Origin of the sequence: Burkholderia sp. Z1, from assembly GCF_014893795.1 — a bacterium.
Classification (GTDB): Bacteria; Pseudomonadota; Gammaproteobacteria; order Burkholderiales; family Burkholderiaceae; genus Burkholderia; species Burkholderia theae.
Window position 1 is genome coordinate 2,724,723 of the sequence record NZ_JACFYL010000001.1, and the last position, 25,509, is coordinate 2,750,231.

At 68.3% G+C, this 25,509-nt stretch carries 26 protein-coding genes; 17 read left to right on the forward strand and 9 right to left on the reverse strand.

All coding sequences use genetic code 11. The features are described 5' to 3' along the window. Positions 1–3 precede the first annotated feature (3 nt). From kdpA to H3H55_RS12620, 3 genes are all read right to left on the reverse strand, one after another. A complete protein-coding gene (gene kdpA, locus H3H55_RS12610) occupies positions 4–1,809 on the reverse strand; it encodes a potassium-transporting ATPase subunit KdpA (protein ID WP_193098777.1) in 1,806 nt (601 codons plus the stop codon). Beyond that, positions 1,806–1,898, reverse strand: a complete 93-nt coding sequence (gene kdpF, locus H3H55_RS12615; RefSeq protein ID WP_006752209.1) for a K(+)-transporting ATPase subunit F — start codon at positions 1,896–1,898, stop codon at positions 1,806–1,808. The genes kdpA and kdpF overlap by 4 nt, the downstream gene beginning before the upstream one ends. A 300-nt stretch (positions 1,899–2,198) precedes the next feature. Next, the gene (locus tag H3H55_RS12620) at positions 2,199–3,173 is read right to left on the reverse strand and encodes a quinone oxidoreductase family protein (protein ID WP_193098778.1); all 975 of its coding nucleotides are present in this window, start codon (positions 3,171–3,173) and stop codon (positions 2,199–2,201) included. A 254-nt stretch (positions 3,174–3,427) separates the two neighbouring features. On the opposite strand from H3H55_RS12620, the gene H3H55_RS12625 reads away from it, so the two are divergent. Continuing rightward, positions 3,428–3,835, forward strand: coding sequence for a hypothetical protein (locus tag H3H55_RS12625; RefSeq protein ID WP_129512632.1), 408 nt, complete (start codon positions 3,428–3,430; stop codon positions 3,833–3,835). Between the two features lie 149 nt (positions 3,836–3,984). Here the strand turns inward: H3H55_RS12625 and H3H55_RS12630 are convergent, their stop codons facing one another. Together H3H55_RS12630 and H3H55_RS12635 are read right to left on the reverse strand one after the other, a co-directional pair. Beyond that, complete coding sequence (locus H3H55_RS12630) at positions 3,985–4,377, reverse strand: methylglyoxal synthase (protein ID WP_193098779.1); 393 nt, start codon at positions 4,375–4,377, stop codon at positions 3,985–3,987. Between the two features lie 52 nt (positions 4,378–4,429). After that, positions 4,430–5,209, reverse strand: a complete 780-nt coding sequence (locus tag H3H55_RS12635; protein ID WP_129512634.1) for an SDR family oxidoreductase — start codon at positions 5,207–5,209, stop codon at positions 4,430–4,432. A 229-nt stretch (positions 5,210–5,438) separates the two neighbouring features. Here H3H55_RS12635 and upp point away from each other — a divergent pair, with 229 nt between their 5' ends. The 13 genes from upp to H3H55_RS12700 all read left to right on the forward strand — a co-directional run bounded on the left by upp (position 5,439) and on the right by H3H55_RS12700 (position 17,220). Beyond that, entirely contained in the window at positions 5,439–6,089 is a 651-nt protein-coding gene (gene upp, locus H3H55_RS12640; RefSeq protein WP_048249293.1) for a uracil phosphoribosyltransferase, read from the forward strand. Between the two features lie 217 nt (positions 6,090–6,306). Next, positions 6,307–7,035 carry a YebC/PmpR family DNA-binding transcriptional regulator gene (locus H3H55_RS12645; RefSeq protein ID WP_006478227.1) on the forward strand — a complete coding sequence of 243 codons (729 nt, stop codon included), beginning with the start codon at positions 6,307–6,309 and terminating at the stop codon, positions 7,033–7,035. 104 nt (positions 7,036–7,139) lie between these two features. Further along, the gene (purD, locus tag H3H55_RS12650; protein ID WP_193098780.1) at positions 7,140–8,420 is read left to right on the forward strand and encodes a phosphoribosylamine--glycine ligase; all 1,281 of its coding nucleotides are present in this window, start codon (positions 7,140–7,142) and stop codon (positions 8,418–8,420) included. 406 nt (positions 8,421–8,826) lie between these two features. After that, entirely contained in the window at positions 8,827–9,750 is a 924-nt protein-coding gene (gene hemF, locus H3H55_RS12655) for an oxygen-dependent coproporphyrinogen oxidase (protein ID WP_129512636.1), read from the forward strand. Positions 9,751–9,764: 14 nt separating this feature from the next. Continuing rightward, positions 9,765–10,490 (forward strand): nicotinate-nucleotide adenylyltransferase, encoded by a 726-nt coding sequence (locus tag H3H55_RS12660; protein WP_193099488.1) that lies wholly within the window; start codon positions 9,765–9,767, stop codon positions 10,488–10,490. A gap of 4 nt (positions 10,491–10,494) precedes the next feature. Next, a complete protein-coding gene (gene rsfS / locus H3H55_RS12665; RefSeq protein WP_129512638.1) occupies positions 10,495–10,944 on the forward strand; it encodes a ribosome silencing factor in 450 nt (149 codons plus the stop codon). Between the two features lie 19 nt (positions 10,945–10,963). Further along, complete coding sequence (gene rlmH, locus H3H55_RS12670; RefSeq protein WP_048249282.1) at positions 10,964–11,434, forward strand: 23S rRNA (pseudouridine(1915)-N(3))-methyltransferase RlmH; 471 nt, start codon at positions 10,964–10,966, stop codon at positions 11,432–11,434. A gap of 51 nt (positions 11,435–11,485) precedes the next feature. Next, on the forward strand, positions 11,486–12,118 hold the full coding sequence (locus tag H3H55_RS12675; protein ID WP_048249281.1) for a Maf family protein: 633 nt from the start codon (positions 11,486–11,488) through the stop codon (positions 12,116–12,118). A gap of 8 nt (positions 12,119–12,126) precedes the next feature. Then, positions 12,127–13,596, forward strand: a complete 1,470-nt coding sequence (gene rng, locus H3H55_RS12680; RefSeq protein ID WP_129512639.1) for a ribonuclease G — start codon at positions 12,127–12,129, stop codon at positions 13,594–13,596. A gap of 126 nt (positions 13,597–13,722) precedes the next feature. Further along, a complete protein-coding gene (locus H3H55_RS12685) occupies positions 13,723–14,058 on the forward strand; it encodes a YggL family protein (protein WP_193098781.1) in 336 nt (111 codons plus the stop codon). Positions 14,059–14,381: 323 nt separating this feature from the next. Then, positions 14,382–15,344 (forward strand): PRC-barrel domain-containing protein, encoded by a 963-nt coding sequence (locus H3H55_RS12690; RefSeq protein ID WP_193098782.1) that lies wholly within the window; start codon positions 14,382–14,384, stop codon positions 15,342–15,344. Then, positions 15,341–16,609: an MFS transporter gene (locus H3H55_RS12695; protein ID WP_129512642.1), complete on the forward strand. Its 1,269-nt coding sequence runs from the start codon at positions 15,341–15,343 to the stop codon at positions 16,607–16,609. The genes H3H55_RS12690 and H3H55_RS12695 overlap by 4 nt, the downstream gene beginning before the upstream one ends. A 41-nt stretch (positions 16,610–16,650) precedes the next feature. Further along, positions 16,651–17,220: an FUSC family protein gene (locus tag H3H55_RS12700; protein WP_193098783.1), complete on the forward strand. Its 570-nt coding sequence runs from the start codon at positions 16,651–16,653 to the stop codon at positions 17,218–17,220. Between the two features lie 64 nt (positions 17,221–17,284). Here the strand turns inward: H3H55_RS12700 and H3H55_RS12705 are convergent, their stop codons facing one another. Together H3H55_RS12705 and msbA are read right to left on the reverse strand one after the other, a co-directional pair. After that, the gene (locus H3H55_RS12705) at positions 17,285–17,665 is read right to left on the reverse strand and encodes an RcnB family protein (protein WP_193098784.1); all 381 of its coding nucleotides are present in this window, start codon (positions 17,663–17,665) and stop codon (positions 17,285–17,287) included. 97 nt (positions 17,666–17,762) lie between these two features. Further along, positions 17,763–19,514, reverse strand: a complete 1,752-nt coding sequence (gene msbA / locus H3H55_RS12710) for a lipid A export permease/ATP-binding protein MsbA (RefSeq protein ID WP_226800189.1) — start codon at positions 19,512–19,514, stop codon at positions 17,763–17,765. 225 nt (positions 19,515–19,739) lie between these two features. Between msbA and H3H55_RS12715 the strand changes: the two genes are divergently transcribed. The 3 genes from H3H55_RS12715 (at position 19,740) to H3H55_RS12725 (ending at position 22,880) form a co-directional block, all read left to right on the forward strand. Continuing rightward, a complete protein-coding gene (locus H3H55_RS12715) occupies positions 19,740–20,492 on the forward strand; it encodes a glycosyltransferase family 2 protein (RefSeq protein ID WP_193098786.1) in 753 nt (250 codons plus the stop codon). Between the two features lie 131 nt (positions 20,493–20,623). Continuing rightward, positions 20,624–21,466: a glycosyltransferase family 2 protein gene (locus tag H3H55_RS12720; protein ID WP_193098787.1), complete on the forward strand. Its 843-nt coding sequence runs from the start codon at positions 20,624–20,626 to the stop codon at positions 21,464–21,466. A gap of 133 nt (positions 21,467–21,599) precedes the next feature. Further along, positions 21,600–22,880 (forward strand): O-antigen ligase family protein, encoded by a 1,281-nt coding sequence (locus H3H55_RS12725; protein ID WP_193098788.1) that lies wholly within the window; start codon positions 21,600–21,602, stop codon positions 22,878–22,880. Between the two features lie 168 nt (positions 22,881–23,048). Here the strand turns inward: H3H55_RS12725 and H3H55_RS12730 are convergent, their stop codons facing one another. Then, positions 23,049–24,227, reverse strand: coding sequence for a glycosyltransferase family 9 protein (locus H3H55_RS12730; RefSeq protein WP_193098789.1), 1,179 nt, complete (start codon positions 24,225–24,227; stop codon positions 23,049–23,051). A gap of 172 nt (positions 24,228–24,399) precedes the next feature. Further along, positions 24,400–25,488: a glycosyltransferase family 9 protein gene (locus H3H55_RS12735; protein WP_193099489.1), complete on the reverse strand. Its 1,089-nt coding sequence runs from the start codon at positions 25,486–25,488 to the stop codon at positions 24,400–24,402. Between the last annotated feature and the right edge of the window lie 21 nt (positions 25,489–25,509).

Here is a 25,509-nt window from a genome sequence, read left to right on the forward strand (position 1 = left end):
GCTTTACGCGCCCAGCCACATCATCAGGTGCTCGACGCCAGGGCCGAGCGCAAGCGCCGGCACGTAGGTCAGCGCGCCCACCAGCAGCACGGTGCCGAGCAGCAGCACGACGAACAGCGGACCGTGCGTCGGCAGCGTGCCGCTCGTTACCGCGATGCGCTTCTTCGCGGCGAGCGAGCCGGCAATCGCCAGCACCGGCACGATGGTGCCGAAGCGGCCGAACCACATCGCGATCGCGGTCATCCAGTTGTAGAACGGCGTGCCGACCGTCAGGCCCGCGAACGCGCTACCGTTGTTGTTCGCGGCCGAGCTGAACGCGTACAGGATTTCCGAGAAACCGTGCGGGCCCGGGTTCGCGATGCCGGCCTTGCCCGCATCGGCGAGCACGGCGATCGACGTGCCGACCAGCACGAGCAGCGGCGTGAGCAGCACGACGATCGACACCATCTTCATCTCGTACGACTCGATCTTCTTGCCGACGTATTCCGGCGTGCGGCCGATCATCAGGCCGGCGACGAACACCGCGAGCAGCGCGAACACGAGCATCCCGTAGAGACCCGAGCCGACCCCGCCGAAGATCACCTCGCCGAGCTGCATCAGCAGCATCGGCACGAGACCGCCGAGCGGCGTCAGCGAATCGTGCATCGTGTCGACCGCGCCGCACGACGCGGCCGTCGTCGCGACCGTGAAGATGCCGGTCTGCGCGATCCCGAAGCGCGTTTCCTTGCCTTCCATGTTGCCGCCCGGCTGCAGCGCGCTCGTCGACTGGTCGACGTGCAGCGCGGCGAGCGTCGGGTTGCCGCCCTGCTCGGCGCTCACCTCGAAGCCGACCGCGACCACGAACGCGACCGTCATCGCCGCGAGCACGGCGATGCCCTGCCGGCGGTCGCCGATCATGCGACCGAACACGAGACACAGCGCGGCCGGGATGATCAGGATCGAGAAGATCTGCAGGAAGTTCGCGAACGGCGTCGGGTTCTCGTACGGGTGCGCGGAGTTCGCGTTGAAGAAGCCGCCACCGTTGGTGCCGAGCATCTTGATCGCTTCCTGCGATGCGACCGGGCCCATCGCGAGCGTCTGCTTCGTGAGCGGGGTCGGCACCGTCACCGGGTTGCCCTTGTCGTCCTTCACCGGGTTGCCCTGCGCGTCGAGCTTCGGCGCCGCATAGGTGCTCGCCTGCAGCACCGGCACGTCCTCGTACGACTTCATGTTCTGGATCACGCCCTGGCTCATCAGCAGCCCGGCGATGATCATCGACATCGGCACGAGCACGTACATCGTCACGCGCGTGAGGTCGACCCAGAAGTTGCCGATCGTCTGCGCGGTGTGACGCGCGAAGCCGCGGATCAGCGCGATCACGACGACGATGCCGGTCGCCGCCGACAGGAAGTTCTGCACGGTGAAGCCGAGCATCTGCGCCAGGTAGCTGACGGTCTGTTCGGGCGTGTAGTCCTGCCAGTTCGTGTTGGTGACGAAGCTGACGGCCGTGTTGAATGCGCCGTCGACCGTCATCGCGCCGAACTGCTGCGGGTTGCCGGGCAGGAAGCCCTGCAGGCGCAGCAGGCCATAGAGGAACAATGCGCCGAGCGCGTTGAACGCGATCGTCGCGATCGCGTACTGCTTCCAGCTCATCTCGCTGCCGGCATCGACGCCGGCGATGCGGTACAGCACGCGCTCGAGCGGCCCGAACACGCGCACGACGCGCGAAGTGCCGTCCATCACCGCCGTCAGGTAGCGGGCGACCGGAACGGCCGCCGCCAGCAGCACGACGATGAACAACAGCGATTGCAACAGGTTGTTCGCGTTCATTCGATGTCCTCCGCGCGCAGCAGCGCAAAGACGAGATACGCGAACAGCAGGGCCGTCGATGCGCCCGCCAGCCAAAGCATCCAGGTCATGCTCGCCCCCCGCGGCCGTATTGCACGAGCTTCTCGCAACCGGCGATCAAACCGAGGATCAGCGCGGTGAAAAGCACCAGGGCGCCGATAAATACCCCATCCATTTTTGTGTTCTCCGTCATCGAAGTGAGACGACTAGAACCTTATGGGAACCCACGTAAAGGACGGGTCAAAGGTATCGGGGCGGATATAAAAAACGCGTAAACGCGAGGGCGGGAGCGATTCGGGGGCGGGACGGGCGGCGCCGCAGCGCCGCCCGCGAAGACGCGTGCCGGCATGGCGCCGGCACGGAGGGAACGGTCAGGGAACGAGGATCGTCGAGCCGGTGGTCTTGCGCGCTTCGAGATCGTCATGCGCGCGGCCGACTTCCGCGAGCGGATAGCGCTGGTTGATGCTCGTCTTCACCTTGCCCGACAGGATCACGTCGAACAGTTCGGCCGCGGCCGCTTCGAGATCGGCGCGCTTCGCGATGTACGAGAACAGCGTCGGCCGCGTGAAGAACAACGAGCCGCGCGACGAGAACTCCTTCGAGTCGATCGGCGGCAGCGGGCCCGACGCATTGCCGAAGCTGACGAACAGCCCGAGCGGCGCGAGGCTGTCGAGCGAACCGATGTAGGTGTCCTTGCCGATCGAATCGTAGACGACCGGCACGCCCGCGCCGTTCGTGATCTCCTTCACGCGCTGCGTGAAGTTCTCGCGCGTGTAGACGATCGGATGATCGCAGCCGTGCGCCTTCGCGAGCGCGGCTTTCTCGTCGGAGCCGACCGTCCCGATCACGGTCGCGCCGAGCGCCTTCGCCCACTGGCACACGAGCAGGCCGACGCCGCCGGCCGCCGCGTGGATCAGGATCGTGTCGCCGGCCTTCACCGGGTACGTGCGGCGCAGCAGGTAGTGCGCGGTCAGGCCCTGCAGCATCACCGACGCCGCGTCGTCGTAGCTGATGCCGTCCGGCAGTTTCACGAGCCGCTCGGCCGGCATCACGCGCTCCTGCGCATACGCGCCCGGCGGCTGCCCGACATAGGCGACGCGGTCGCCGACCTTGAGCGCCGTCACGCCGTCGCCGACGGCCGTCACCTCGCCCGCCGCTTCCATCCCGAGGCCGCCGGGCAGCGGCTGCGGGTAGAGGCCCGTGCGGAAATACACGTCGATGTAGTTGAGACCGACCGCATGCTGCCGGATGCGGACTTCGCCCGCCTTCGGCGCGCCGACCTCGACATCGACCCACTTCATCACGTCCGGGCCGCCGGGCTGGTCGTATCGGATTGCTTTCGGCATGCGTCGTACTCCTGGGTTGGAAGTTCAGGGAAGATTCGGCCGTCTGACGACGGAACGCCTGATTTTCGCGCATCAGCGAATTCCTTGCTCGCGCCGCCTCGGGAAGGCGACAAGACGACTCGATGCGATCCCCGTCAAACAAACTCACATGAAAGCATAAAGACAGGTTCGTGCATGCCGTTAAGCAAGAGGTCGGCCAAGTCGCGCCGATGTGCCTTCAAAAAACCATTACATTCAAATCAAGGATCCGAGTCATGCGCATTCCCGTCGTTGCATCCGTTCTGCTTGCCCTTGCCTCCTTCACCGCCCAAGCCGCGACCTCGATCACGATCGATGCGAAGCAGAACTGCATTCAAAACGCGATCGTGCCAGGCCCGTCGTACGGCAATTCGGCTGCGTTCCAACTCGCCCCCGGTCGATACGTGATGTCACTTTCGACGAACACCATGAGTTGCACGGGCGGGAACGGTTGCCTGATCGACACCGTGCACGTGCTGGGCGGCATGGGCAATGCGCGATGGGGCGTGGCGGTGACGAAGCAGCCGACCGTCGTCGACGTAACCGGCGGCTCGACCGTCCTCCCCCTCTGGAGCTTCATCACCGACGATGTCTGCGCCGACAACAGCGGGCAGGCCACCCTGCTGATCCAGACGGTCAACTGATCCGCCGGCGGAGGTTACCTCCAGATGCGGCGAACGACCGATGACGTCTTCACTGCCACGATCATTCGTCGCCGCCGGCGCGAGAAGCGGTCAACGCCCGAGCGGGCGCACCGCTTCACCCTCGTTTCGTCACCAGCCCCGGCAAGCGCCTAGCAGATGTCCTGCATGTTGCGCGCCAGATCGTCGAGCAGCATCCGCGCGGTGGCCACGTTGGTCGCGACCGGCACATCGTGCACGTCGCACGCGCGCACGAGCGCGGTGATGTCGGGGTCGTGCGGCTGCGCGGTCATCGGGTCGCGCAGGAACACGACAATGTCGATGCGGCCGTCGGCCAGTTCCGCGCCGATCTGCAGGTCGCCGCCGAGCGGCCCCGACAGCTTGCGCTCGACCTCCAGCCCGTGCGCGGCCGCGATGCGGCCGCCCGTCGTGCCCGTCGCGACCAGCCGGCATTGCGCGAGCGTCGCGCGGAATTGACCCGCAAGTGCGACGATCTCGTCCTTCTTCGCGTCGTGCGCAATCAGTGCGATGCGGGGTTTGCTCATCTCCAGTTCCTTCGTCGTTCGGTTGTTGTCGTGATCGTGAATCGGGCGCGCGTCAGAACGTGCCCGGGTACGCGCCGCCGTCGAGCAGCCAGTTCTGCCCGGTGATATAGCCGGCATGCACGCTGCACAGGAACGCGCACGCCGCGCCGAATTCGTCGCGCGTGCCGAGGCGGCCGGCCGGGATGTCCTTCGTGCGCCGCGCACGCATTTCGTCGACCGTCACGCCCTGCGCCTTCGCCGATGCGGTGAGCGTCGTCGCGATCCGGTCGGTGTCGAACAGCCCCGGCAGCAGGTTGTTGATCGTCACGCCCTGACCGGCGACCTTGCGCGACAGCCCGGCGACGAAGCCGGTCAGCCCGGAGCGCGCGCCGTTCGACAGCGCGAGCACGTCGATCGGCGCCTTCACGGCCGAACTCGTGATGTTGACGATCCGGCCGAAGCCGCGCGCGATCATCGGGTCGATGGTCGCGCGGATCAGCTCGATCGGCGTCAGCATGTTCGACTCGAGCGCGCGGATCCAGTCGTCGTGCGAGAAGTCGCGGAAGTCGCCGGGCGGCGGGCCGCCGGCATTCGTCACGAGAATGTCCGGCTGCGGGCACGCGGCGAGCGCGGCCGCGCGGCCGTCCGGCGTCGTGATGTCGCAGGCGACCGCCGTGACCGTCACGCCGGACGCCGCGCGGATCGCGTCGGCCGTCGCGTCGAGCGTGTCGCGCGTGCGCGCGACGATCACGAGATTCACGCCTTCGGCGGCCAGCGCTTCCGCGCAGCCGCGACCGAGCCCCTTGCTTGCCGCGCATACGAGCGCGGTCTTTCCTGCGATGCCGAGATCCATCGTCGACTCCTGGTTGGCGACGCGCGCCGGCGCGACCCGGTCGCTTCGGCCCATGGCCACGGGCGGGCCAGGCAGGCGAACGGGCGGGCGCAGGCGCGCGGATTGTCGTGAGACGTCGATATTATCCGGATCAGGCGGCGCGCCTTGGTAAAATTGCGGGCATAAGCGCACGGCCGGCTTGCGCCCGCCTCCGCCCCCGATCCTCTTTTGCCGTAAAGGCGCCCCCGTCATGAAACAGGACAGCCGTTTCCCGAATCTCTTCATCACCGATCACCCGCTGATCCAGCACAAGCTCACGCACATGCGCGACAAGGACACGTCCACGCGCACGTTCCGCGAGCTGCTGCGCGAAATCACGCTGCTGATGGGTTACGAGATCACCCGCAACCTGCCGATCACGACCAAGCGGGTCGAAACCCCGCTCGTCGAGGTCGACGCGCCGGTGATCGCGGGCAAGAAACTGGCGATCGTGCCGGTGCTGCGCGCAGGTATCGGGATGTCGGACGGCCTGCTCGACCTGGTTCCGTCCGCGCGCGTCGGCCACATCGGCGTCTACCGCGCCGAGGACCACCGCCCGGTCGAATACCTGGTGCGCCTGCCGGATCTGGAAGACCGCATCTTCATCCTGTGCGACCCGATGGTCGCGACCGGCTACTCGGCCGTGCATGCGGTCGACGTGCTCAAGCGCCGCAACGTGCCGGCCGCGAACATCACGTTCGTCGCGCTGGTCGCCGCGCCCGAGGGCGTGCAGGTGTTCCAGGACGCGCACCCCGACGTGAAGCTGTTCGTCGCGTCGCTCGATTCGCACCTGAACGAGCACGCGTACATCGTGCCGGGCCTCGGCGACGCGGGCGACCGCCTGTTCGGCACCAAGAACTGACGGCCTGGGCCGCCGCGCGGCGCGCGGCCCGGTCCGCGGCGGCCTGCCCGGCCGTTCGGCCATGCGCGGCGGCCCCGATCCGACGGTCGCCGCGTGATAAAATCTCGATCCACTCGACACGCGCGGCCCCGCGGCTTCATGCCCGCCGAAACGGCCGCCGATTCAACGACACATTGGCACAATCGCCCGCGCAGCGCGCCCGGGCACGGAGAAAGGTATGGCTGGTCATTCGAAATGGGCCAACATCAAGCATAAGAAGGCAGCGGCCGACGCGAAGCGCGGCAAGATCTGGACCCGCCTGATCAAGGAAATCCAGGTCGCGGCGCGCCTCGGCGGCGGCGACGTCAACTCGAACCCGCGCCTGCGTCTCGCGGTCGACAAGGCGGCCGACGCGAACATGCCGAAGGACAACGTCAAGCGCGCGATCGATCGCGGCGTCGGCGGCGCGGACGGCGCGAACTACGAGGAAATCCGCTACGAAGGCTACGGCATCAGCGGCGCGGCGATCATCGTCGACACGCTGACCGACAACCGCACCCGCACGGTCGCGGAAGTCCGCCACGCGTTCTCGAAGTTCGGCGGCAACATGGGCACCGACGGTTCGGTCGCGTTCATGTTCGATCACGTCGGCCAGTTCCTGTTCGCCCCCGGCACATCGGAAGACGCGCTGATGGAAGCCGCGCTCGAAGCCGGCGCGAACGACGTGAACACGAACGACGACGGCTCGATCGAAGTGCTGTGCGACTGGCAGGCATTCTCGGCGGTGAAGGACGCGCTCGAAGCCGCCGGCTTCAAGGCCGAACTCGCCGAAGTGACGATGAAGCCGCAGAACGAAGTCGAATTCACCGGCGACGACGCGGCGAAGATGCAGAAGCTCCTGGACGCGCTCGAGAACCTCGACGACGTGCAGGACGTGTATACGAACGCCGTCATCGTCGAGGAATGAAATGCCGGCCGCCGTGCATCTGTCGCGGCGGCGGCCCGACCGAATCCGCGGCCGGCGCGCCTGAGCGTGCCGGCCGCCCTGTTTTCTAGTCTGCGGGGAATCCCATGAAACTACTCGTCGTCGGTTCCGGCGGCCGCGAACATGCGCTGGCGTGGAAGCTCGCGCAGTCGCCGCGCGTCCAGATGGTCTACGTCGCACCGGGCAATGGCGGCACGGCGCAGGACGAGCGCCTGAAGAACGTCGACATCACGGCGCTCGACGAACTCGCCGATTTCGCGGAACGCGAAGGCGTCGCGTTCACGCTCGTCGGGCCGGAAGCACCGCTCGCGGCCGGCATCGTCAACCTGTTCCGCGCGCGCGGCCTGAAGGTGTTCGGCCCGACCCGCGAAGCCGCGCAGCTCGAAAGCTCGAAGGATTTCGCGAAGGCGTTCATGAAGCGCCACGGCATCCCGACGGCCGACTACGAAACCTTCGCCGATGTCGCCGCCGCACACGCGTACATCGACGCGAAGGGTGCGCCGATCGTCGTGAAGGCCGACGGCCTCGCGGCCGGCAAGGGTGTCGTCGTCGCGATGACGCTCGAGGAAGCGCATGCAGCGGTCGACATGATGCTGTCGGGCAACAAGCTCGGCGATGCCGGCGCGCGCGTCGTGATCGAGGAATTCCTCGACGGCGAGGAAGCGAGCTTCATCGTGATGGTCGACGGCAAGCACGCGCTGGCGCTGGCTTCCAGCCAGGACCACAAGCGCCTGCTCGACGAGGACCGCGGCCCGAACACCGGTGGCATGGGCGCGTATTCGCCCGCGCCGATCGTCACGCCGCAAATGCACGCACGCGTGATGCGCGAGATCATCATGCCGACCGTGCGCGGGATGGAGAAGGACGGCATCCGCTTCACGGGCTTCCTGTATGCGGGCCTGATGATCGACAAGGAAGGCAATCCGCGCACGCTCGAGTTCAACTGCCGGATGGGCGACCCGGAAACGCAGCCGATCATGGCGCGCCTGAAGAGCGATTTCTCGAAGATCGTCGAACAGGCGATCGCGGGCACGCTCGACACGGTCGAACTCGACTGGGACCGCCGCACCGCGCTCGGCGTCGTGCTGGCCGCGCACGGCTACCCGGACGCGCCGCGCAAGGGCGACCGCATCAACGGGATCCCGGCCGAGACCGAACAGGCAGTCACGTTCCATGCAGGCACGACGCTCGGCGACGGCGACAAGCTGACGACGTCCGGCGGCCGCGTGCTGTGCGTGGTCGGCCTCGCCGATTCGGTGCGCGAAGCGCAGCAGCATGCGTACGACACGATCAACCAGATCAATTTCGAAGGCATGCAGTACCGCCGCGACATCGGCTTCCGCGCGCTCAACCGCAAGAACGCGTGACGTTAGCTTCGGCCGCGCCGATAGGCTGCGCGGCCGAAGGGGCCTGTTCCCGCTAATAACGGGCTTGCGCTGGCCCCCAGAAGGGCCGAGCGCAAGGACTGCGACGAAGCGAATACTCGACGTATTCGCAAGGAGCATGACGCGGCGATCGGCCCTTCTGGGGGCCAGCCCCAGGGATGGAATTTTGTTAGTTTCGGGAACGTGCCTTGCCGGCCGCATTGCGGCGTTGCTCGTCGCTTGTTTGGCTCGGCCAAACGGCGCTCCTCGCGCCTTGCACTGCGACCGGCAAGGCACGTTCGCAAGCCCGTTATTAGCGGGAACAGGCCCCTCTGCCGGGGTTCGATAGAATGCCCGGCAGATGCCTTTTTTACGGCTCCCGCTTCGGGCGGGGGCACTCAGTCCAGACATGACCGATTCGACCTACGACGTGGCGCGCGTGCGCACGTACCTCCAGGGCCTGCAGGCACGCATCGCCGACGCGCTCGGCGCGCTCGACGGCACGCCGCTCGCGACCGACGCATGGCAGCGCGGCCCGGCCGAACGCCTGCGCGGCGGCGGCTGCACGCGGATTCTCGAGGGCGGCCGCGTGTTCGAACGCGCGGGAATCGGCTTTTCCGACGTCGCGGGCGACGCGCTGCCGCCGTCGGCGAGCGCGGCGCGCCCGCAGCTCGCGGGCCGCGGCTTCGAGGCGCTCGGCGTGTCGCTCGTGCTGCACCCGCGCAATCCGTACTGCCCGACCGTGCACATGAACGTGCGGATGCTGATCGCGACGAAACCGGGCGAGGAGCCCGTGTTCTGGTTCGGCGGCGGCATGGATCTGACACCGGTTTACGGTTTCGAGGACGACGCACGGCATTTCCACCAGACCTGCAAGGATGCGCTCGACCCGTTCGGCGTCGAGCTGTACCCGCGCTTCAAGAAGTGGTGCGACGAATATTTCTTCCTGAAGCACCGCAACGAAATGCGCGGCATCGGCGGGATCTTCTTCGACGATTTCTCCGAACCCGGTTTCGAACGCTCGTTTGACATGATGCAAAGCGTCGGCGATGCGTTCCTGCAGGCCTACCTGCCGATCGTCGAGCGCCGCGTCGACCTGCCGTACGGCGAGCGCGAGCGCGATTTCCAGGCGTACCGGCGCGGCCGCTATGTCGAATTCAACCTCGTGTTCGACCGTGGCACGCTGTTCGGCCTGCAAAGCGGCGGCCGGACCGAGTCGATCCTGATGTCGATGCCGCCGGTCGCGAACTGGCGCTACAACTGGCAGCCCGAGCCGGGCACGCCCGAAGCGCGCCTGTACAGCGACTTCATCGTGCCGCGCGACTGGGTGTGAGCCCGCGCGCCCCGCTGCCCCAAGAAAAGGACGCGTTTCTGGACACCACCCTCCGCCCCGCCCCGCTGCCGCGTCGTATCGGCTTGCTGGGCGGCACTTTCGACCCGATCCACGACGGCCATCTCGCGCTCGCGCGCCGGTTCGCCGAGCTGCTCGGTCTGACCGAGCTCGTGCTGCTGCCCGCCGGGCAGCCGTACCAGAAGCGCGACGTGTCGGCCGCCGAGCACCGGCTCGCGATGACGCGCGCGGCCGCGGATGCGCTCGTGCTGCCGGGCGTGACCGTGACCGTCGCGACCGACGAGATCGAGCACGCCGGCCCGACCTACACGGTCGACACGCTCGCGCGCTGGCGCGAGCGGATCGGCCCGAACGCGTCGCTGTCGCTGCTGATCGGTGCCGACCAGCTCGTGCGCCTCGACACGTGGCGAGACTGGCGCAAGCTGTTCGACTACGCGCACATCTGCGCGTCGACGCGACCGGGCTTCGAGCTCGGCGCGGCGCCGCCGGACGTCGCGCGGGAAATCGCCGCGCGGCAGGCCGGCGCCGACGTGCTGAAGGCCACGCCGGCCGGCAGCCTGCTGATCGACACGGCACTCGCGTTCGACATTGCCGCGACCGACATCCGCGCGCACCTGCGCGAATGCATCGCGCGCCATGCGCAAATGCCCGACGCGTCGGCCGAGCATGTGCCGGCCGCCGTATGGGCCTATATTCTTCAACATCGCCTCTACCACACCTGATTCCATGGATATTCGCAAACTGCAGCGCGTGATCGTCGACGCCCTCGAAGACGTCAAGGCGCAAGACATCAAGGTGTTCAACACCAGCCACCTGACCGAACTGTTCGACCGCGTGGTCGTCGCCTCGGGCACCTCCAACCGCCAGACCAAGGCCCTCGCGTCGAACGTGCGCGACAAGGTCAAGGAAGCCGGCGGCGACGTCGTCAGCTCCGAAGGCGAAGACACCGGCGAATGGGTGCTCGTCGACTGCGGCGACGCCGTCGTGCACATCCTGCAGCCGGCCCTGCGCCAGTACTACAACCTCGAGGAAATCTGGGGAGACAAGCCTGTCCGGATGAAGCTCGGCGGCGGCAAGGGCACGAACGGCTTCGCCACCGCAAGCGAAGACGAGGACGACGAGGAAGAAGCACCGGCAGCCCGCCCGGCGCGCAAAACGGCCGCCCGCCGCCGCTAAGTCGTCACGAATCGTCCCGATGAAGCTTTTCATCCTCGCGGTCGGCCACAAGATGCCGGGCTGGATCGCATCCGGCTTCGACGAATACACGAAGCGGATGCCGCCCGAGCTGCGCATCGAGTTGCGCGAAATCAAGCCCGAACTGCGTTCGGGCGGCCGTAGCGCCGACAGCGTGATGGCAGCCGAGCGGCAGAAGATCGAGGCCGCGCTGCCGAAGGGCGCGCGCCTCGTCGCGCTCGACGAGCGCGGCCGCGACTGGACCACGATGCAGCTCGCGCAGGCGCTGCCCGGCTGGCAGCAGGACGGCCGCGACGTCGCATTCGTGATCGGCGGCGCCGACGGGCTCGATCCGGAACTGAAAGCACGCGCCGACGTGCTGCTGCGCATCTCGAGCATGACGCTGCCGCACGGGATGGTGCGCGTGCTGCTCGCCGAACAGCTTTACCGGGCGTGGAGCATCACGCAGAATCACCCCTATCACCGCGCATGACGTGTCGTCCTCGAGACGCGCGCCGCGCGCGCTCACCGAGATAACGACACCATGCCGTCCAGCACGTCCCCCGCGCTTTTCCCCACCCTTTACCTCGCTTCGCAAAGCCCGCGCCGCCAGGAGCTGCTGCAGCAGATCGGCGTACGCTTCGAGCTGCTGCTGCCGCGCCCCGACGAGGACGCCGAGGCGCTCGAGGCCGAACTGCCCGGCGAAGCCGCCGATGCGTACGTGCGGCGCGTGACCGTCGCGAAGGCCGAGGCCGCGCGTGCGCGCCTCGTCGCGAGCGGCAAGCCGGCCGCGCCGGTGCTGGTCGCCGATACGACCGTGACCATCGATGGCGCGATCCTCGGCAAGCCGGCCGACGCCGATGATGCGCTCGCGATGCTGACGCGCCTCGCGGGCCGCGAACACGCGGTGCTGACCGCCGTCGCCGTGATCGATGCCGGCGGCGAACTGCTGCCGCCCGCGCTGTCGCGCTCGTCGGTGCGCTTCGCGGCCGCGTCGCACGACGCCTACGCGCGCTACGTCGAAACGGGCGAGCCGTTCGGCAAGGCCGGTGCGTACGCGATCCAGGGGCGCGCCGCCGAATTCATCGAGCGGATCGACGGTTCCCATTCGGGTATCATGGGTCTGCCCCTCTTTGAGACCGCCGCGCTGCTGCGTGCGGCGCGTGTCGCCTTCTGAATCCCACCATGAACGAAGAAATCCTGATCAACCTCACGCCGCAGGAAACGCGGGTCGCACTCGTCCAGCAAGGCGCGGTGCAGGAGCTTCACGTCGAGCGCACGCTGTCGCGCGGGCGGGTCGGCAACATCTATCTCGGCAAGGTCGTGCGCGTGCTGCCCGGCATGCAGTCGGCGTTCATCGATATCGGCCTCGAGCGCGCGGCGTTTCTGCACGTCGCCGACATCTGGCAGCCGCGCATCGCGGGCGAGCCGCAGTCGAGCGCGCCGCACCAGCCGATCGAAAAGACCGTGTTCGAAGGCCAGACGCTGATGGTCCAGGTGATCAAGGATCCGATCGGCACGAAGGGCGCGCGGCTGTCGACGCAGGTCAGCATCGCGGGCCGCACGCTCGTCTACCTGCCGCAGGAGCCGCATATCGGCATCTCGCAGAAGATCGAGAGCGAGGCCGAGCGCGAGGCCGTGCGTGCGCGCCTGACGGCCGTGATCCCGCCGGACGAGAAAGGCGGCTACATCGTGCGGACGATCGCCGAGGACGCCACCTCCGACGAACTGGCCGGCGACGTCACGTACCTGCGCAAGACCTGGGCGACCATCGTCGGGCTTGCGCAGCGGCTGCCGGCGACGAGCCTGCTGTACCAGGATCTCGATCTCGCGCAGCGCGTGCTGCGCGATTTCTCGAACGACGACACGACGCGCATCCAGGTCGATTCGCGCGAGACGTACCAGCGCCTCGCGGAATTCGCGTCCGAGTTCACGCCGGCCGTGGCCCCGAAGCTGCACCACTACACGGGCGAGCGGCCGCTGTTCGACCTGTACAACATCGAGACGGAGATCCAGCGCGCGCTGTCGCGCCGCGTCGACCTGAAATCGGGCGGCTACCTGATGATCGACCAGACCGAGGCGATGACGACGATCGACGTCAACACGGGCGGTTATGTCGGCGCACGCAACTTCGACGACACGATCTTCAAGACCAACCTCGAGGCCGCGCACACGATCGCGCGGCAACTGCGGCTGCGCAACCTCGGCGGGATCATCATCATCGACTTCATCGACATGGAGAACGCCGAGCATCGCGACGCGGTGCTGTCCGAGCTGAAGAAGGCGCTGTCGCGCGACCGCACGCGCGTGACGGTCAACGGCTTCTCGCAACTCGGTCTCGTCGAGATGACGCGCAAGCGCACGCGCGAATCGCTCGCGCACGTGCTGTGCGAACCATGCCCGACCTGCCAGGGCAAGGGCCAGGTGAAGACGTCGCGCACCGTGTGCTACGACGTCCTGCGCGAGATCCTGCGCGAATCGCGGCAGTTCAACCCGCGCGAATTCCGCGTGATCGCCGCGCAGCAGGTGATCGACCTGTTCCTCGACGAGGAGTCGCAGCATCTCGCGATGCTGATCGACTTCATCGGCAAGCCGGTATCGCTGCAGGTCGAATCGAACCTGAGCCAGGAGCAGTACGATATCGTGCTGATGTAAGGTTCCGCCCATCCCGCCGCCGGCATTGCCGCGCGGCGCTTCGATGCGGCGCCCGGGTCGCTCGCGCACGCCGCGTCCGCACCCGCCGCCGCCCTTTCACACCCCTTTTCGCATTCACGACATACCATGAGCCAAGGCCACAACCGCCGCCAGCGCAAGAAACTCCACATCGGCGAATTCCAGGAACTCGCGTTCAACGCAACCGCACATTACCGCAACGAGCTGACCGACCTCGAACGCGGCGAGCTGATCGACGCGTTCATCGATTTCGTCGAAGCGCACGGGCTCCTGACCGTCGCATCCGCGGACGAAGGCATCGGCGCTTACGTGATCTCCGGCGCACCGCGCGGTACGACGACCGACGCCGATCGCGAGATCGTGCGCGGCTGGCTGGCCGCACGGCCGGAACTGACCGACGTCAAGGTCAGCGAATTCACCGACGCGTGGTATCCGGACGCCTGATTTTCCGGCCTCTCGCCGTATCGGGCGGCGCCCGCGCCTGTCCGCCTTGAAGGCGGGCGAGGCCGGCGCCGTCTGAGGCGCCGGCGTGCGCCCTCTCTCTCCGCCCCCGCCGCTCGGCACCCGCGCCACCCGTACCGACTCCCACGAATCGCACCGCGCCGATCCCTACCTTTTCCCGACAGTCCGCCTCCAACAGGCCATCGAAATCGGTCCTGAAAGCAAGACACGTTAAACTCTCACCTCGCGTGGTGCGCCGCCCGCACCCGCCATCCATCGCCAGCCGCGTGCCCTAGGGCCGCCCCCGACCCATGGAGTGAGTGTCAATGAGCGGCGGACTTCCGTTTCCCGCATCCCGCAAGTCGTTTCCGTCCTCGACGGTCTTCCTGATTCTCGCCGCCGCCGCGCTGCTGTCCGGCTGTGGACTGCTGCCGACCCAGAATCCGCCCGCGCCGATCAGCGAGGCGCTCGTCGAGCCTGTCGAGGAAACGGCCGGCGAGCCGCTGACGATGCCGCCCGTGCCGGCGCCGACGCAGCCGGAAGAACCGGAAGCGCCGAAGAAGCCGCACCGCGAGGTGACACGGCCGAAGCCCGTGCAGCGCCCCGAAACGCCGACGCCGCCCCCGCCGCCGCCCGCGCCGCTCGTCGCGACGCGCCCGATCGACCGCACCCAGATCCATGCGCTGCTCGACAGCGAAGTCGCGCGCCGCAACGGCAAGGTGATCGGCCGCGCGGTCGACATGGTGGTCGACGCGGGCGGCAAGCCGCGCGAGATGACCGTCAACCTGCAGGGCTTCATGGGCGTCGGCGACCGCAAGGTCATCTTCCCGTGGAACGTGTTCCGCTTCACGCCCGGCGGCAAACAGGAGCCGATCGTGCTCGACGTGCCGTCGGGCGACCTGCCGCCGGCCGCGCGGCCGAAGGCGGTGCCGCTGTCGGGCTCGGCCGCGGCCTCGCCCGCGACGCGGCTGCCGATGCTCGACAGCGATGTCGAGCGCCCGAACGGCACGAAGATCGGCCGCATCGTCGACGTGCTGATCGACCGAGGCGCCCAACCGCAGGCCGTCGTGCTCGACCTCGGCGGGCTCGTCAATACCGACCGCCGCTCGATCGCCGCGAGCTGGGGCGCACTGCGCTTCGTCACGCGCGACAAGGCACTGCATCCGCAGCTCGACCTGAACGACGCGCAGATCAAGGCGTCGCCGCCGTACGCGGCAGACAAGCCGATCATCGTGGTCTCGCCGCCTGTTGCCCCGGCGCCGGCTTCGTCTGCGAGTGTTGCCCGATGACGATCAAGCATTCCGTCAGCGTACGCAGTCTCCGGTCCCTCGACTGGCTCAACTTCTTCGTTGCAAACGTTCAAACAGGGTTCGGTCCGTTCATCGCGTCCTACCTCGCGTCGCACAAGTGGACGCAGGGCGAGATCGGCATGGTGCTGTCGATCGGCACGATCAGCGCAATGGTCAGCCAGGTGCCGGGCGGCGCGGCCGTCGATGCGCTGAAGAACAAGAAAGGCGCGGCCGCGTGGGCGATCGTGGCCATCATCCTGTCCGCGGTGCTGCTCGCGTCGAGCCCGACGATCGTGCCGGTGATCGCCGCCGAGGTGTTCCACGGTTTCGCGAGCTGCATGCTCGTGCCGGCGATGGCCGCGATCTCGTTCTCGCTCGTCGGCCGCGCCGACCTCGGCGACCGGCTCGGCCGCAACGCGCGCTGGGCGTCGATCGGCAGCGCGGTCGCGGCGGGCCTGATGGGGCTCACCGGCGAATATTTCTCCGCGCGCGCGGTGTTCTGGCTGACCGCCGTGCTGGCGCTGCCCGCGCTGTTCGCGCTCGCGATGATCCAGCCGACGCACGAAGTGATACCGCAATCGTCGAAGCCCGACGATCACGTCGACCACGGCGAAGCCGGCGAGCGCGAAACGCTGCTCGAACTGCTGCGCGACCGCCGGATGCTGATCTTCGCGGCGTGCGTCGTGCTGTTCCACCTGTCGAACGCGGCGATGCTGAATCTCGCGGCCGGTGAAGTCACGGCCGGGATGGGCGAGAACGTGCAGCTCGTGATCGCCGCATGCATCATCGTGCCGCAGGCGATCGTCGCGATGCTGTCGCCGTGGGTCGGCCGCTCCGCGCAACGCTGGGGGCGCAGGCCGATCCTGCTGCTCGGCTTCTCCGCGCTGCCGGTGCGCGCGCTGCTGTTCGCCGGCGTGAGCAGCCCGTACCTGCTCGTGCCCGTGCAGATGCTCGACGGCATCAGCGCGGCCGTGTTCGGCGTGATGCTGCCGCTGATCGCGGCGGACGTCGCGGGCGGCAAGGGCCGCTACAACCTGTGCATCGGGCTGTTCGGGCTCGCGGCCGGGATCGGTGCGACGCTCAGCACGGCCGCGGCCGGCTACGTCGCCGATCACTTCGGCAACGCGGTCAGCTTCTTCGGGCTCGCGGGCGCCGGCGCGCTCGCGGTGCTGCTGGTCTGGCTCGTGATGCCCGAAACGCGTGTCGAGAACGGCGACGCGGCCGCCGACGAAGCGGCCGCCGCATCGCCCGAACAGGCGCACTGAAGGCGGCGCGCCGCCGTTATCCGCTTCTTGGCCGACTCACGATGAATACGATCAGGACACTCAACGAAGCCCGCCAGCAGATCCAGCAGTCGATCTTCGATCTGTTCAAGGGGCTGACCTTCGGCGAACGGCTCACGCAAGGCGTGCTGATGGCCATCCAGGCCGTCTGCGGCGCGTGCCTCGCCTTCGTGATCGGCCGTGCACTGCACACCGAGCAGGCCGTCTGGGCGGCCGTCACCGCGATCGCCGTCACGCAGCACAACTACTCGGACACGATGTCGCTGTCGCGCGACCAGTTCATCGGCGCGATGATCGGCGGCGTGCTCGGTTTCGCGGGCGCCGCGCTCGGCGGCGATCGCCTCGTTGCCTATGCGCTCGCGGTGGCGCTCACGATCGTCTGCTGCTGGTGCCTGAACGTCGGCAGCGCGGCACGGCTTGGCGGCGTGACCGCCACGATCGTGCTGCTGTTTCCGGGCAACGGCCCGCTGTGGGACATTCCGCTGATGCGGCTGGGCGAGGTCGCGCTCGGCACCGTATGTGCGCTGGGCGTGTGCTGGGTGATGTCGAGAATCGAGCGGCGCTGGTTTCGCCGCGCGACGGCGGCAAAGTGATGCGGCGGGCCGGCTGCCCGGCGCGCATCGCGGCATCGCGATACGTGCCGGGCAATCGGCAAGGTCAGTCGCCGATCCGCAGCACGATGCCGGAACCGATCTGCACCAGCAGGTGATCCCCGCCGACGCCAACCCATTGATAGCCGCGCGGCGGCGGGCTCAGGTGATAGCCGCGCCAGTCGTCGATCACGTACTGGCGATCGCGGAACTCGGGGGGAAGCCGGTCGCCCTTGTGCCACTCGCGGCGCGGTTGGTCGGCCCAGCGCGGCGGCACGTCGTCCTCATGACGCATCTGGCCGGGCGGCGGGCGTTTCGGGCCGTGGCCACGCTGCATGCCGTGGTCGCCCTGGTCGTTGTGGTTGTCGTGATCCTGCGCCATCGCGGCCGGCGCGGCGAAACTCGCCGCGATCAGCGCGGCCAGCATCATGCTGTGCATCTTCTTCATTGTGCCTTCCCTCCATGTTGTCAGGTCGGACGAAACGACTGGACCTGCCTCATCAAGACTAGCACACGGTGCATGACGCAAATGCGCACGGCGCGCGTCAGGCCGCCTGCTGCTGGTACTGGATCCGGTGCAGGTGCGCGTACAGGCCGCCGTGGCGCAGCAGTTCGTCGTGACTGCCCTCTTCGACGATCTTGCCGGCCTCGAGCACGAGGATGCGATCCGCGCGCTCGATCGTCGACAGCCGGTGCGCGATCACGAGCGTCGTGCGGCCTTCCATCAGCCGTTCGAGCGCGGCCTGCACGTGGCGTTCCGATTCCGAATCGAGCGCCGACGTCGCCTCGTCGAGGATCAGGATCGGCGCGTCCTTGTAGATCGCACGCGCGATCGCGAGCCGCTGACGCTGGCCGCCGGACAGCCGCATCCCGTTGCCGCCGACGAGCGTGTCGAGCCCGTCGGGCATCGCGGCGACCGCATCGGCGAGGTTCGCGGCCTCGAGCGCGGCCTGCACGCGCGCGCGGTCGGGCGTCTGCCCGTACGCGACGTTCGCGGCGATCGTGTCGTTGAACAGCACGACGTCCTGGCTGACCATCGCCATCTGGCCGCGCAGCGCGTGGAGGTCGTAGTCGGCAACCGGCACGCCGTCGACCAGGATCGCACCGCCGGTCGGGTCGAAGAAGCGCGGCAGCAGGTTCACGAGCGTCGTCTTGCCGCTGCCGGACGGGCCGGCGAGCGCGATCATCTCGCCCGGCGCGACCTTGAACGAGATGCGGTCGAGCGTCGGCCGCTCGGCCGCGCCGTAGTCGAACGTCACGCCGCGAAACTCGATCTCGCCGCGCGCCTGCGGCAGCGGCCGGCCGCCGCCCTGCGGCTCGGACGGCTCGTCGATCAGCCCGAAGATCAGCTCGGCGGCGGTCATCCCGCGCTGCAGCGGCTGGTTGACATCGATCAGGTGCTTGAGCGGCGAGATCACCAGCAGCATCGACGTGACGAACGCGACGAAGCCGCCGACCGTCGTCTGGTCGTTCGTCGACTGCACGACCGCGATCGTGATCACGACCGCGAGCGCGATCGACGCGAGGAACTGCGTGAGCGGCTGCGCGAGGCCGCCCGAGATCGTCATGCGCATCGCGTAGCCGCGCAGGCGCTTGCTCATCGCGGTGAAGCGGTCCATCTCGTACGTCTCGCCGTTATGCACCTTGACGACCTTGTAGCCGGCGACCGTCTCCTCGACGATGTACGACAGCTCGTTGGTCAGCGTCTGGTGCTCGCGGTTCAGGCGGCGCAGGCGGCGGTTGATCTTGCTGACGAGCCAGCCGATGCCCGGCAGGATCACCGCGACGATCAGCGTGAGCCGCCAGTTCAGGTAGAACAGGTAGCCGAGCAGGAAGATCACGGTCAGCGAATCGCGCACGAGCGTGACCATCACGCTGGTCAGCACCGACAGGATCTGGTTGACCTCGAACACGATCGCGTTGATCACCGTGCTCGCGGTCTCGCGCTGGAAGAACGACGCGCTCGTGTGGAGCATCCGCTGGAACATCTCGAGCCGCAGTTGCAGCAGGATGCGGTTCGACACGTAGTTGAGCAGGTAATTCGATGCGTACTGCGATACGCCGCGCACGAGCGCGAGGCCGATCACCGCGATCGGCACGTACCATTTCGCGTTGTCGCTGCCGTGCGCGCCAAAGCCGTGGTCGAGGAGCGGCTTGAGCAGCGCCGGAATGCCGGCCTCGGTGGCCGCGACGACGCCCATCGTCATCACGGCGAGCACCACGATGCCGATCAGCGGCCGGATGTACGGCCACAGGCGCTTGAGAACCGTGACCGGCGAGGTGCCGGTGCCGTCCATCGGTTTGCGAAGAGTGTTCTGGGTTTCCAAGGCAATCCTTCTTGAGCCGCGATGCGGCACCCGGCGCGTGACCGCCCGGGATTTCGCCCCTGTCGGGCGGGTGCCTCAAAGGGCCCAACATTATAGCCGCACCGCCCCCGCCGGCACGGCCATGGCCGATGGGGCCCGCAGCCAGGCCGCGGGTATACTGCCGCTCACCGTTTTCTCCGCCTTTCCGACGATTTCATGGCTGAACCCTCCCTCGGCGTCGCCCTCATCGCCCTCAACGCGTCCGCGCGGCTCGCGCAGTGCCTCGATGCGCTGTCGTTCGCCGACGATGTCGTCGTCATCGACGGCGGCAGCACCGACGACACCGTCGCGATCGCGCAGGCGCACGGCGCGCGCGTGATCGTCGAGCGCGACTGGCCGGGCTTCGGCCCGCAGAAGAACCGCGCGCTCGACGCGCTCGGCACCGACTGGATCCTGTCGATCGATACCGACGAGGTCGTCAGCCCGGCGCTCGCGCAGTCGATCCGCGATGCGATCCGCGCACCGGCCGCGCAGGTCTATGCGCTCGACCGGCTGTCGAGCTTCTGCGGCCAGTGGATCCATCACAGCGGCTGGTATCCGGACTGGGTGCCGCGCCTGTTCCGGCGCGGTGCGGCGCGTTTCTCGGACGATCTCGTGCACGAGCGCCTCGTGTTCGATACCGCCGCGCAGCGCCTGCCCGGCAAGCTGATGCACTACTCGTACGAGGATTTCGAAACCGTCGTGCGCAAGCTCGACGCGTATTCGACGGCCGGCGCGCGCCAGCGCCGCGCGGCCGGCCAGCGCGGCGGCTTCGGCAAGGCGCTCGCGCGCGGCGCCTGGGCGTTCGTGCGCACCTACGTGCTGCGACGCGGGTTCCTCGACGGCCGCGCAGGCTTCATGATCGCCGTGTTCAACGCGGAAACCGTGTATTACCGCTTCCTGAAGCTCGGGCACGAACCGACGCGCTGAACGCCCGCCCCGCGTGCCGCCGGCACGCGGCCGGCCCGGCGTTACAATACCGGGCTGCCCGCGCCGCGCGTGCCCGCCCGAGACGCCGCGCCGCGCGCCGCCCGCCACGACGACCACCGAATCCGACCGCCATGTTCTCCATCATCATTCCGACCTGGAACAACCTGCCGTACCTCAAGCTCGTCGTCGACAGCCTGCGCCGCCACTCCGCGTACGACCACCAGATCATCGTGCACGTGAACGACGGCTCGGACGGCACGCTCGACTGGGTGCGCAGCGAAGGCATCGAGCACACCGCGTCGCCGACCAACATCGGCATCTGCCATGCGGTGAACCTGGCCGCCGCGCGCGCGACGCGCGACTACGTTGTCTACATGAACGACGACATGTACTGCTGCCCCGGCTGGGACGCGGCGCTCGTGCGCCGCATCGAACAGATGCCGACCGACCTCTTCATGCTGTCGGGCACGATGGTCGAGCCGGTCGACACGCGCAACCCGTGCGTCGTCGTCAGCAATTTCGGCCGCGACGCCGAGCAATTCGACGCGGCAGGCCTCGTCGACGCCACCCCGCGGCTCGCGCGCGCCGACTGGCTCGGCTCGACCTGGCCGCCGACGCTCGTGCACCGCGACTGGTGGAACCGCATCGGCGGCTACAGCAGCGAGCTGTCGCCGGGCATGAGCAGCGACAACGACTTCTCGATGAAATGCTGGGACGCCGGCTGCCGGATCTTCATCGGCGTCGGCGACAGCCTCGTGTACCACTTCCAGCAGAAGAGCACGGGCAAGATCGTCAAGAACGACGGCCGCCGCCAGTTTCTCAACAAATGGGGCATGACCCAGGCGACGTTCGACCGCTACTACCTGCATCGCGGCGAGCCGGCCGGCCCGCGCGTCACGCTCGATACGCCGGCTGTCGAAGGGCGCCTGAAACGCGCGCTGCTGCGCTCGCGGATCAAGCGCGCCTTCAGCTGATCGAGCCCCGAAAACTGCACGGAAACACCCCCTGCTTCGCGTATACTGCGCCGTTCGTCCCGGGTCTCCCGCCGGGACGCGCGGCGCGCAGCACGATGCCCGCAAGCCGCATTCGTTCATTCGACAGGTTCCGATGCTTTCGTTTTCCGCTCCCGCCTCGCGGCGCCTGACCGCCGCCCGCGCATTCGCCGTCGCCGCGCTCTGCATGGTGCCCGTCTCGACCGCGCTGACCAACGTCTTCTGCGGGCTGTTCGCCGCCGCGCTCGTGATCTCCCCCGAATTCTGGCGCGACCTGCGCTCGTTCGTCACCGACCCGGCTTCGCTCGCGGCGCTGCTGATCCTTGCCGCGCTGGCCGTCAGCGTCACGTACACGGTCGCGCCGCACAACAAGGCGTGGAACTGGGTCGCCAAGTACGACAAGTTGCTGCTGCTGCCATTCGCCGTGCTCGCGTTCCGTCATTCGAACTGGGCGCCGATCGTGCGGCGCTGCTGGTTCGGCACGCTGTGCGTGATCCTGCTGTTGTCGACGACCAACTATCTCGGGCTGACCTCGATCGGGCCCGCGCACGCGACCGAACTGCCGCTGTCGCGCGCCTGGGTGTTCAAGAACCACATCGCCGCCGGCATGTTCGGCGCGCTGCTGTTCTACCAGGCAGCCGATCTCGCGCTGGCGGCCCGCTCGACGCTGTCCCGCATTGCGTATGCGGGCGTCGCCGCGTGGTCGCTCGTCAATGTGTTCGTGATGCTGCAGGGGCGCACGGGCCAGGTCATCGCGCTGCTGCTGATCCTCGTCGTCGCCGTGCGTTTCGTGTTGCTGCTGCGCCGGCAATCGGCGCTGCGCGCGGGGCTCGCCGCCGGCGTGCTCGTCCTGTGCGGTGTCGCGCTCGTGGTCGCCGCGTGCACGATTCACAACGGCCGCCTCACGAAGGTCGTGACGGAAGTGCAGCAATACCGGCAGAGCGACGCGGCCACGTCGACCGGGCTGCGCCTCGAGTGGTACAAGAAGGGGCTCGAGCTGTATCGCCAGCGCCCCGTGATCGGCTACGGCGCGGGCGGCCTCGAATCCGAATTCGAGAGGCTCACGGCCGGCAAGACGGCGGCCGAGGGCCAGCTCACGTCGAACCCGCACAATGAATACCTGCTGATGGCCGTGCAGCTCGGCTCGCTCGGCGTGCTGCTGTTCATCAACCTGATCGTGCAGATCGCGCGCGGCAGCCGCACGCTCGATCCGCGCTCGCAGCATTTGCTGCTCGCCTGGCTCGCGATCTTCGCGATCGGCAGTCTCGCGAATTCGCTGCTGCTCGATTTCGCCGAAGGCCACCTGATCGTGCTGCTGGCCGGCATCCTGCTCGGTTGCGGCGCACGCAGCGAGGCGCTGCCGCGCGAGACGTCGGCGATCCGGCGCAGCGCATAACACGCAACGGCATACGCTCTGCTGCCGCCGGCTTCGGCGGCAGTGGAGCGCCTCCGCCTTCGCCGCCGTCAAAGCGAGCGAGCCGCACGGCTCGTCGCGAAACCAGCCCCCTGCGAACGAAGAAAAAACGCGCGGTTTTCGCGCGTCGGTGGTCAGTGGTGTCGGCCGTCAGTCGGATCCGGCGCGATGCAGTCGCGACGTGTCGACGACGGTTTCGGCCGTGCCCGGCGGAGTCAGCCCGAGCATCTCGGCCGCCGCGGCTTTCACGCGCTGCGCGCCGAGATGGTCGAGGCAGTCGCTGTGGCTGTCGACCTTGCGCTCGCAGCCCTCGTGCCGGCACGGCACGCAATCGCCCTCCCCCTGCAGCAGCCACACGTTCCCGTGCCGCCCCGAGCCGCGCAGCGGCCACGGATTCTCGGTCGCGGGCCAGTGCTGCGGCCACGGCCCCCAGCGCACGGGGTCGGACGGGCCGAACAGCGCGATCGTGTCGGTACCGGTCGCGGCCGCGACGTGCGTCGCGCCGGTGTCGGGCCCGATGAAGAGCCGCGCGCGCCGCACGAGCTCCGCGCTTTCGCCGAACGTGAGGCGGCCGACCAGGTTCAGCACGTCGCCGCCCGCTTCGGCCGCGACCTGCTCCGCATACGCACGCTCGCCGTCGGCCGGGCCGCCAGACAGCGCGACCGCGAAGCCGTGCTCGCGCAGCCAGCCGATCATCTCGACCCACCCGTCGAGCCGCCATTGCTTGTAACGGAACATCGGATACGGATGCAGGACGACCAGCGGCTTGCCGTCGCGGATCGCCGGCGACTCCGCGAGCCACGCGTCGAAGCGCGCGCGCCGCGCGGGATCGTCGCCGATGCCGGGCGCGACGACCTCGGACACCGGTTCGATGCCGATCACGGGCGCGAGTGCGAGCGTACTGACGACCGTATGCGCGGATTCGTGGTGATTGATCGCGATCCCGTTCAGCATCATCCGCGTCAGCCACGTGACGCGGTCGGGATCGACGAGGCCGACCCGCTTGCGGCCCGCGAACCAGCTATAGAAACGCGGCCGGTCGGAGCTCAGTGCCGCGCATGCGAGATCGTAACGACGCCACATCGACAGCGCATCGCGCAGCCGCTCGCGGATTCCCGCGCGCTGCGCGACGACGATCACGCGCCGCACGTCCGGATTGTGCTCGAGCACGCCCTCGGTGCCGCGAAACACCAGCATGTCGATCTGCGCATCCGGCCAGCGGGCCTTCAGCGAGCGCACGAGCGGCGTCGTCAGCAGCACGTCGCCGATACGGCGCGGCGCGGCAACGAGGATGGTTCTGGGCGGGCGGGCAGAGGAAAACAGGGCCACGGCGATCGGTCTGGCTGGCTGAACAAGGCTGGCAATGTACAGGATTTTGCCGCAGCCGGCGCGGCATGGCGAACCGGTCGTGCCGTTGCCCTGATGAGGCCCCGCCGGCGGCACGCCGTGCGGCACGTGCCCGCGCGCCGGCGCTGTGGCTGTGCGCAGGGCTCTTCCGGCGCTACGAAGCGATCGTCATGATCGCGGGCGCCGCAGCCGCCGCGGAACGCGTACGACCCGTGTCGGCCACCGGCTCGTCGCGATGGCCGGCCTGCGTCAGCAGATGACGCACTGCGCGCTCGACCGCGTCGACATCGATCGCGTCGACGGTCGTGCCGGCTCGCAGGATCACGTGCGGCACGCCAAGCGGATGCCAGCGCAGGTATTTCTCGGGACGGTCTTCGAACAGGGCGGCGACGGGTACGCCGAGTGCCGACGCGAGATGCACGGGTGCGCTGTCGGCCGACACGATCGTGTCGAGCAGGCTCGCCGCGGCCACCAGTTCGGCGACCGACGACGGCGCGACATGCCGCGCGCTCACATCGCGCCACGCATCGTCCTCGGCGGCATCGCGAACGGCCGGGTCGCGGAACACGATCACGTCGGCGAACGGCGCAAGCCGCTCGCCGAGGTCGCGCCAGCGGTCCGCAGGCCAGCGGCGCTCGACCGCCTTGTTCGACACGAACAGCCCGACGCGTGGCTTCGTGCGCTCGCCGAGCAGGCGATACCACGCATCCTGCAGCGTGCGATCGGGATGAACCGACAGTTCCAGGCGGTCGAGATCGGCGCGGCCGAGTTCGGGCACGAGCCGGAAACCCGACAGCGCTTCATGACACATGGGCCGCTGCGCGACGTGCTCGGGCTTGCGATCGTCGAATTCGGTTTCGGCATCGTGCCAGCGGCAATCCTTCGCGCCGAGCTGGCGCGCGAACTGCATGCTGCTGCGATGCATGCCGCCGTTCGGCACGACCACGAGGTCGAACCGCAGGCGACGCAAGCGACGGACGAGCCGCAGCCGGTCGACGAGCGCGCGCATCCGCCCGGGACGGTCGTTGCGTTCGCACTGGCGGCTGTACACGTAGGTGTGGATCTTGTGCACGTCCGGGTTTCCGGCCAGCGCGGCCGCGTTGTAGCGGTTCGCGACCACATGCAGTTCCGCGCCGGGCCAACGCTCCTTCAGCGCGCCGAGGAACGCCGTCGTGCACAGCATGTCGCCCAGAAAATCAATCCGGATCACGAGGATCCGCTGCGTCGGGTTCCCATTGGCCATGGTCATGTGGTGACTGTCAGT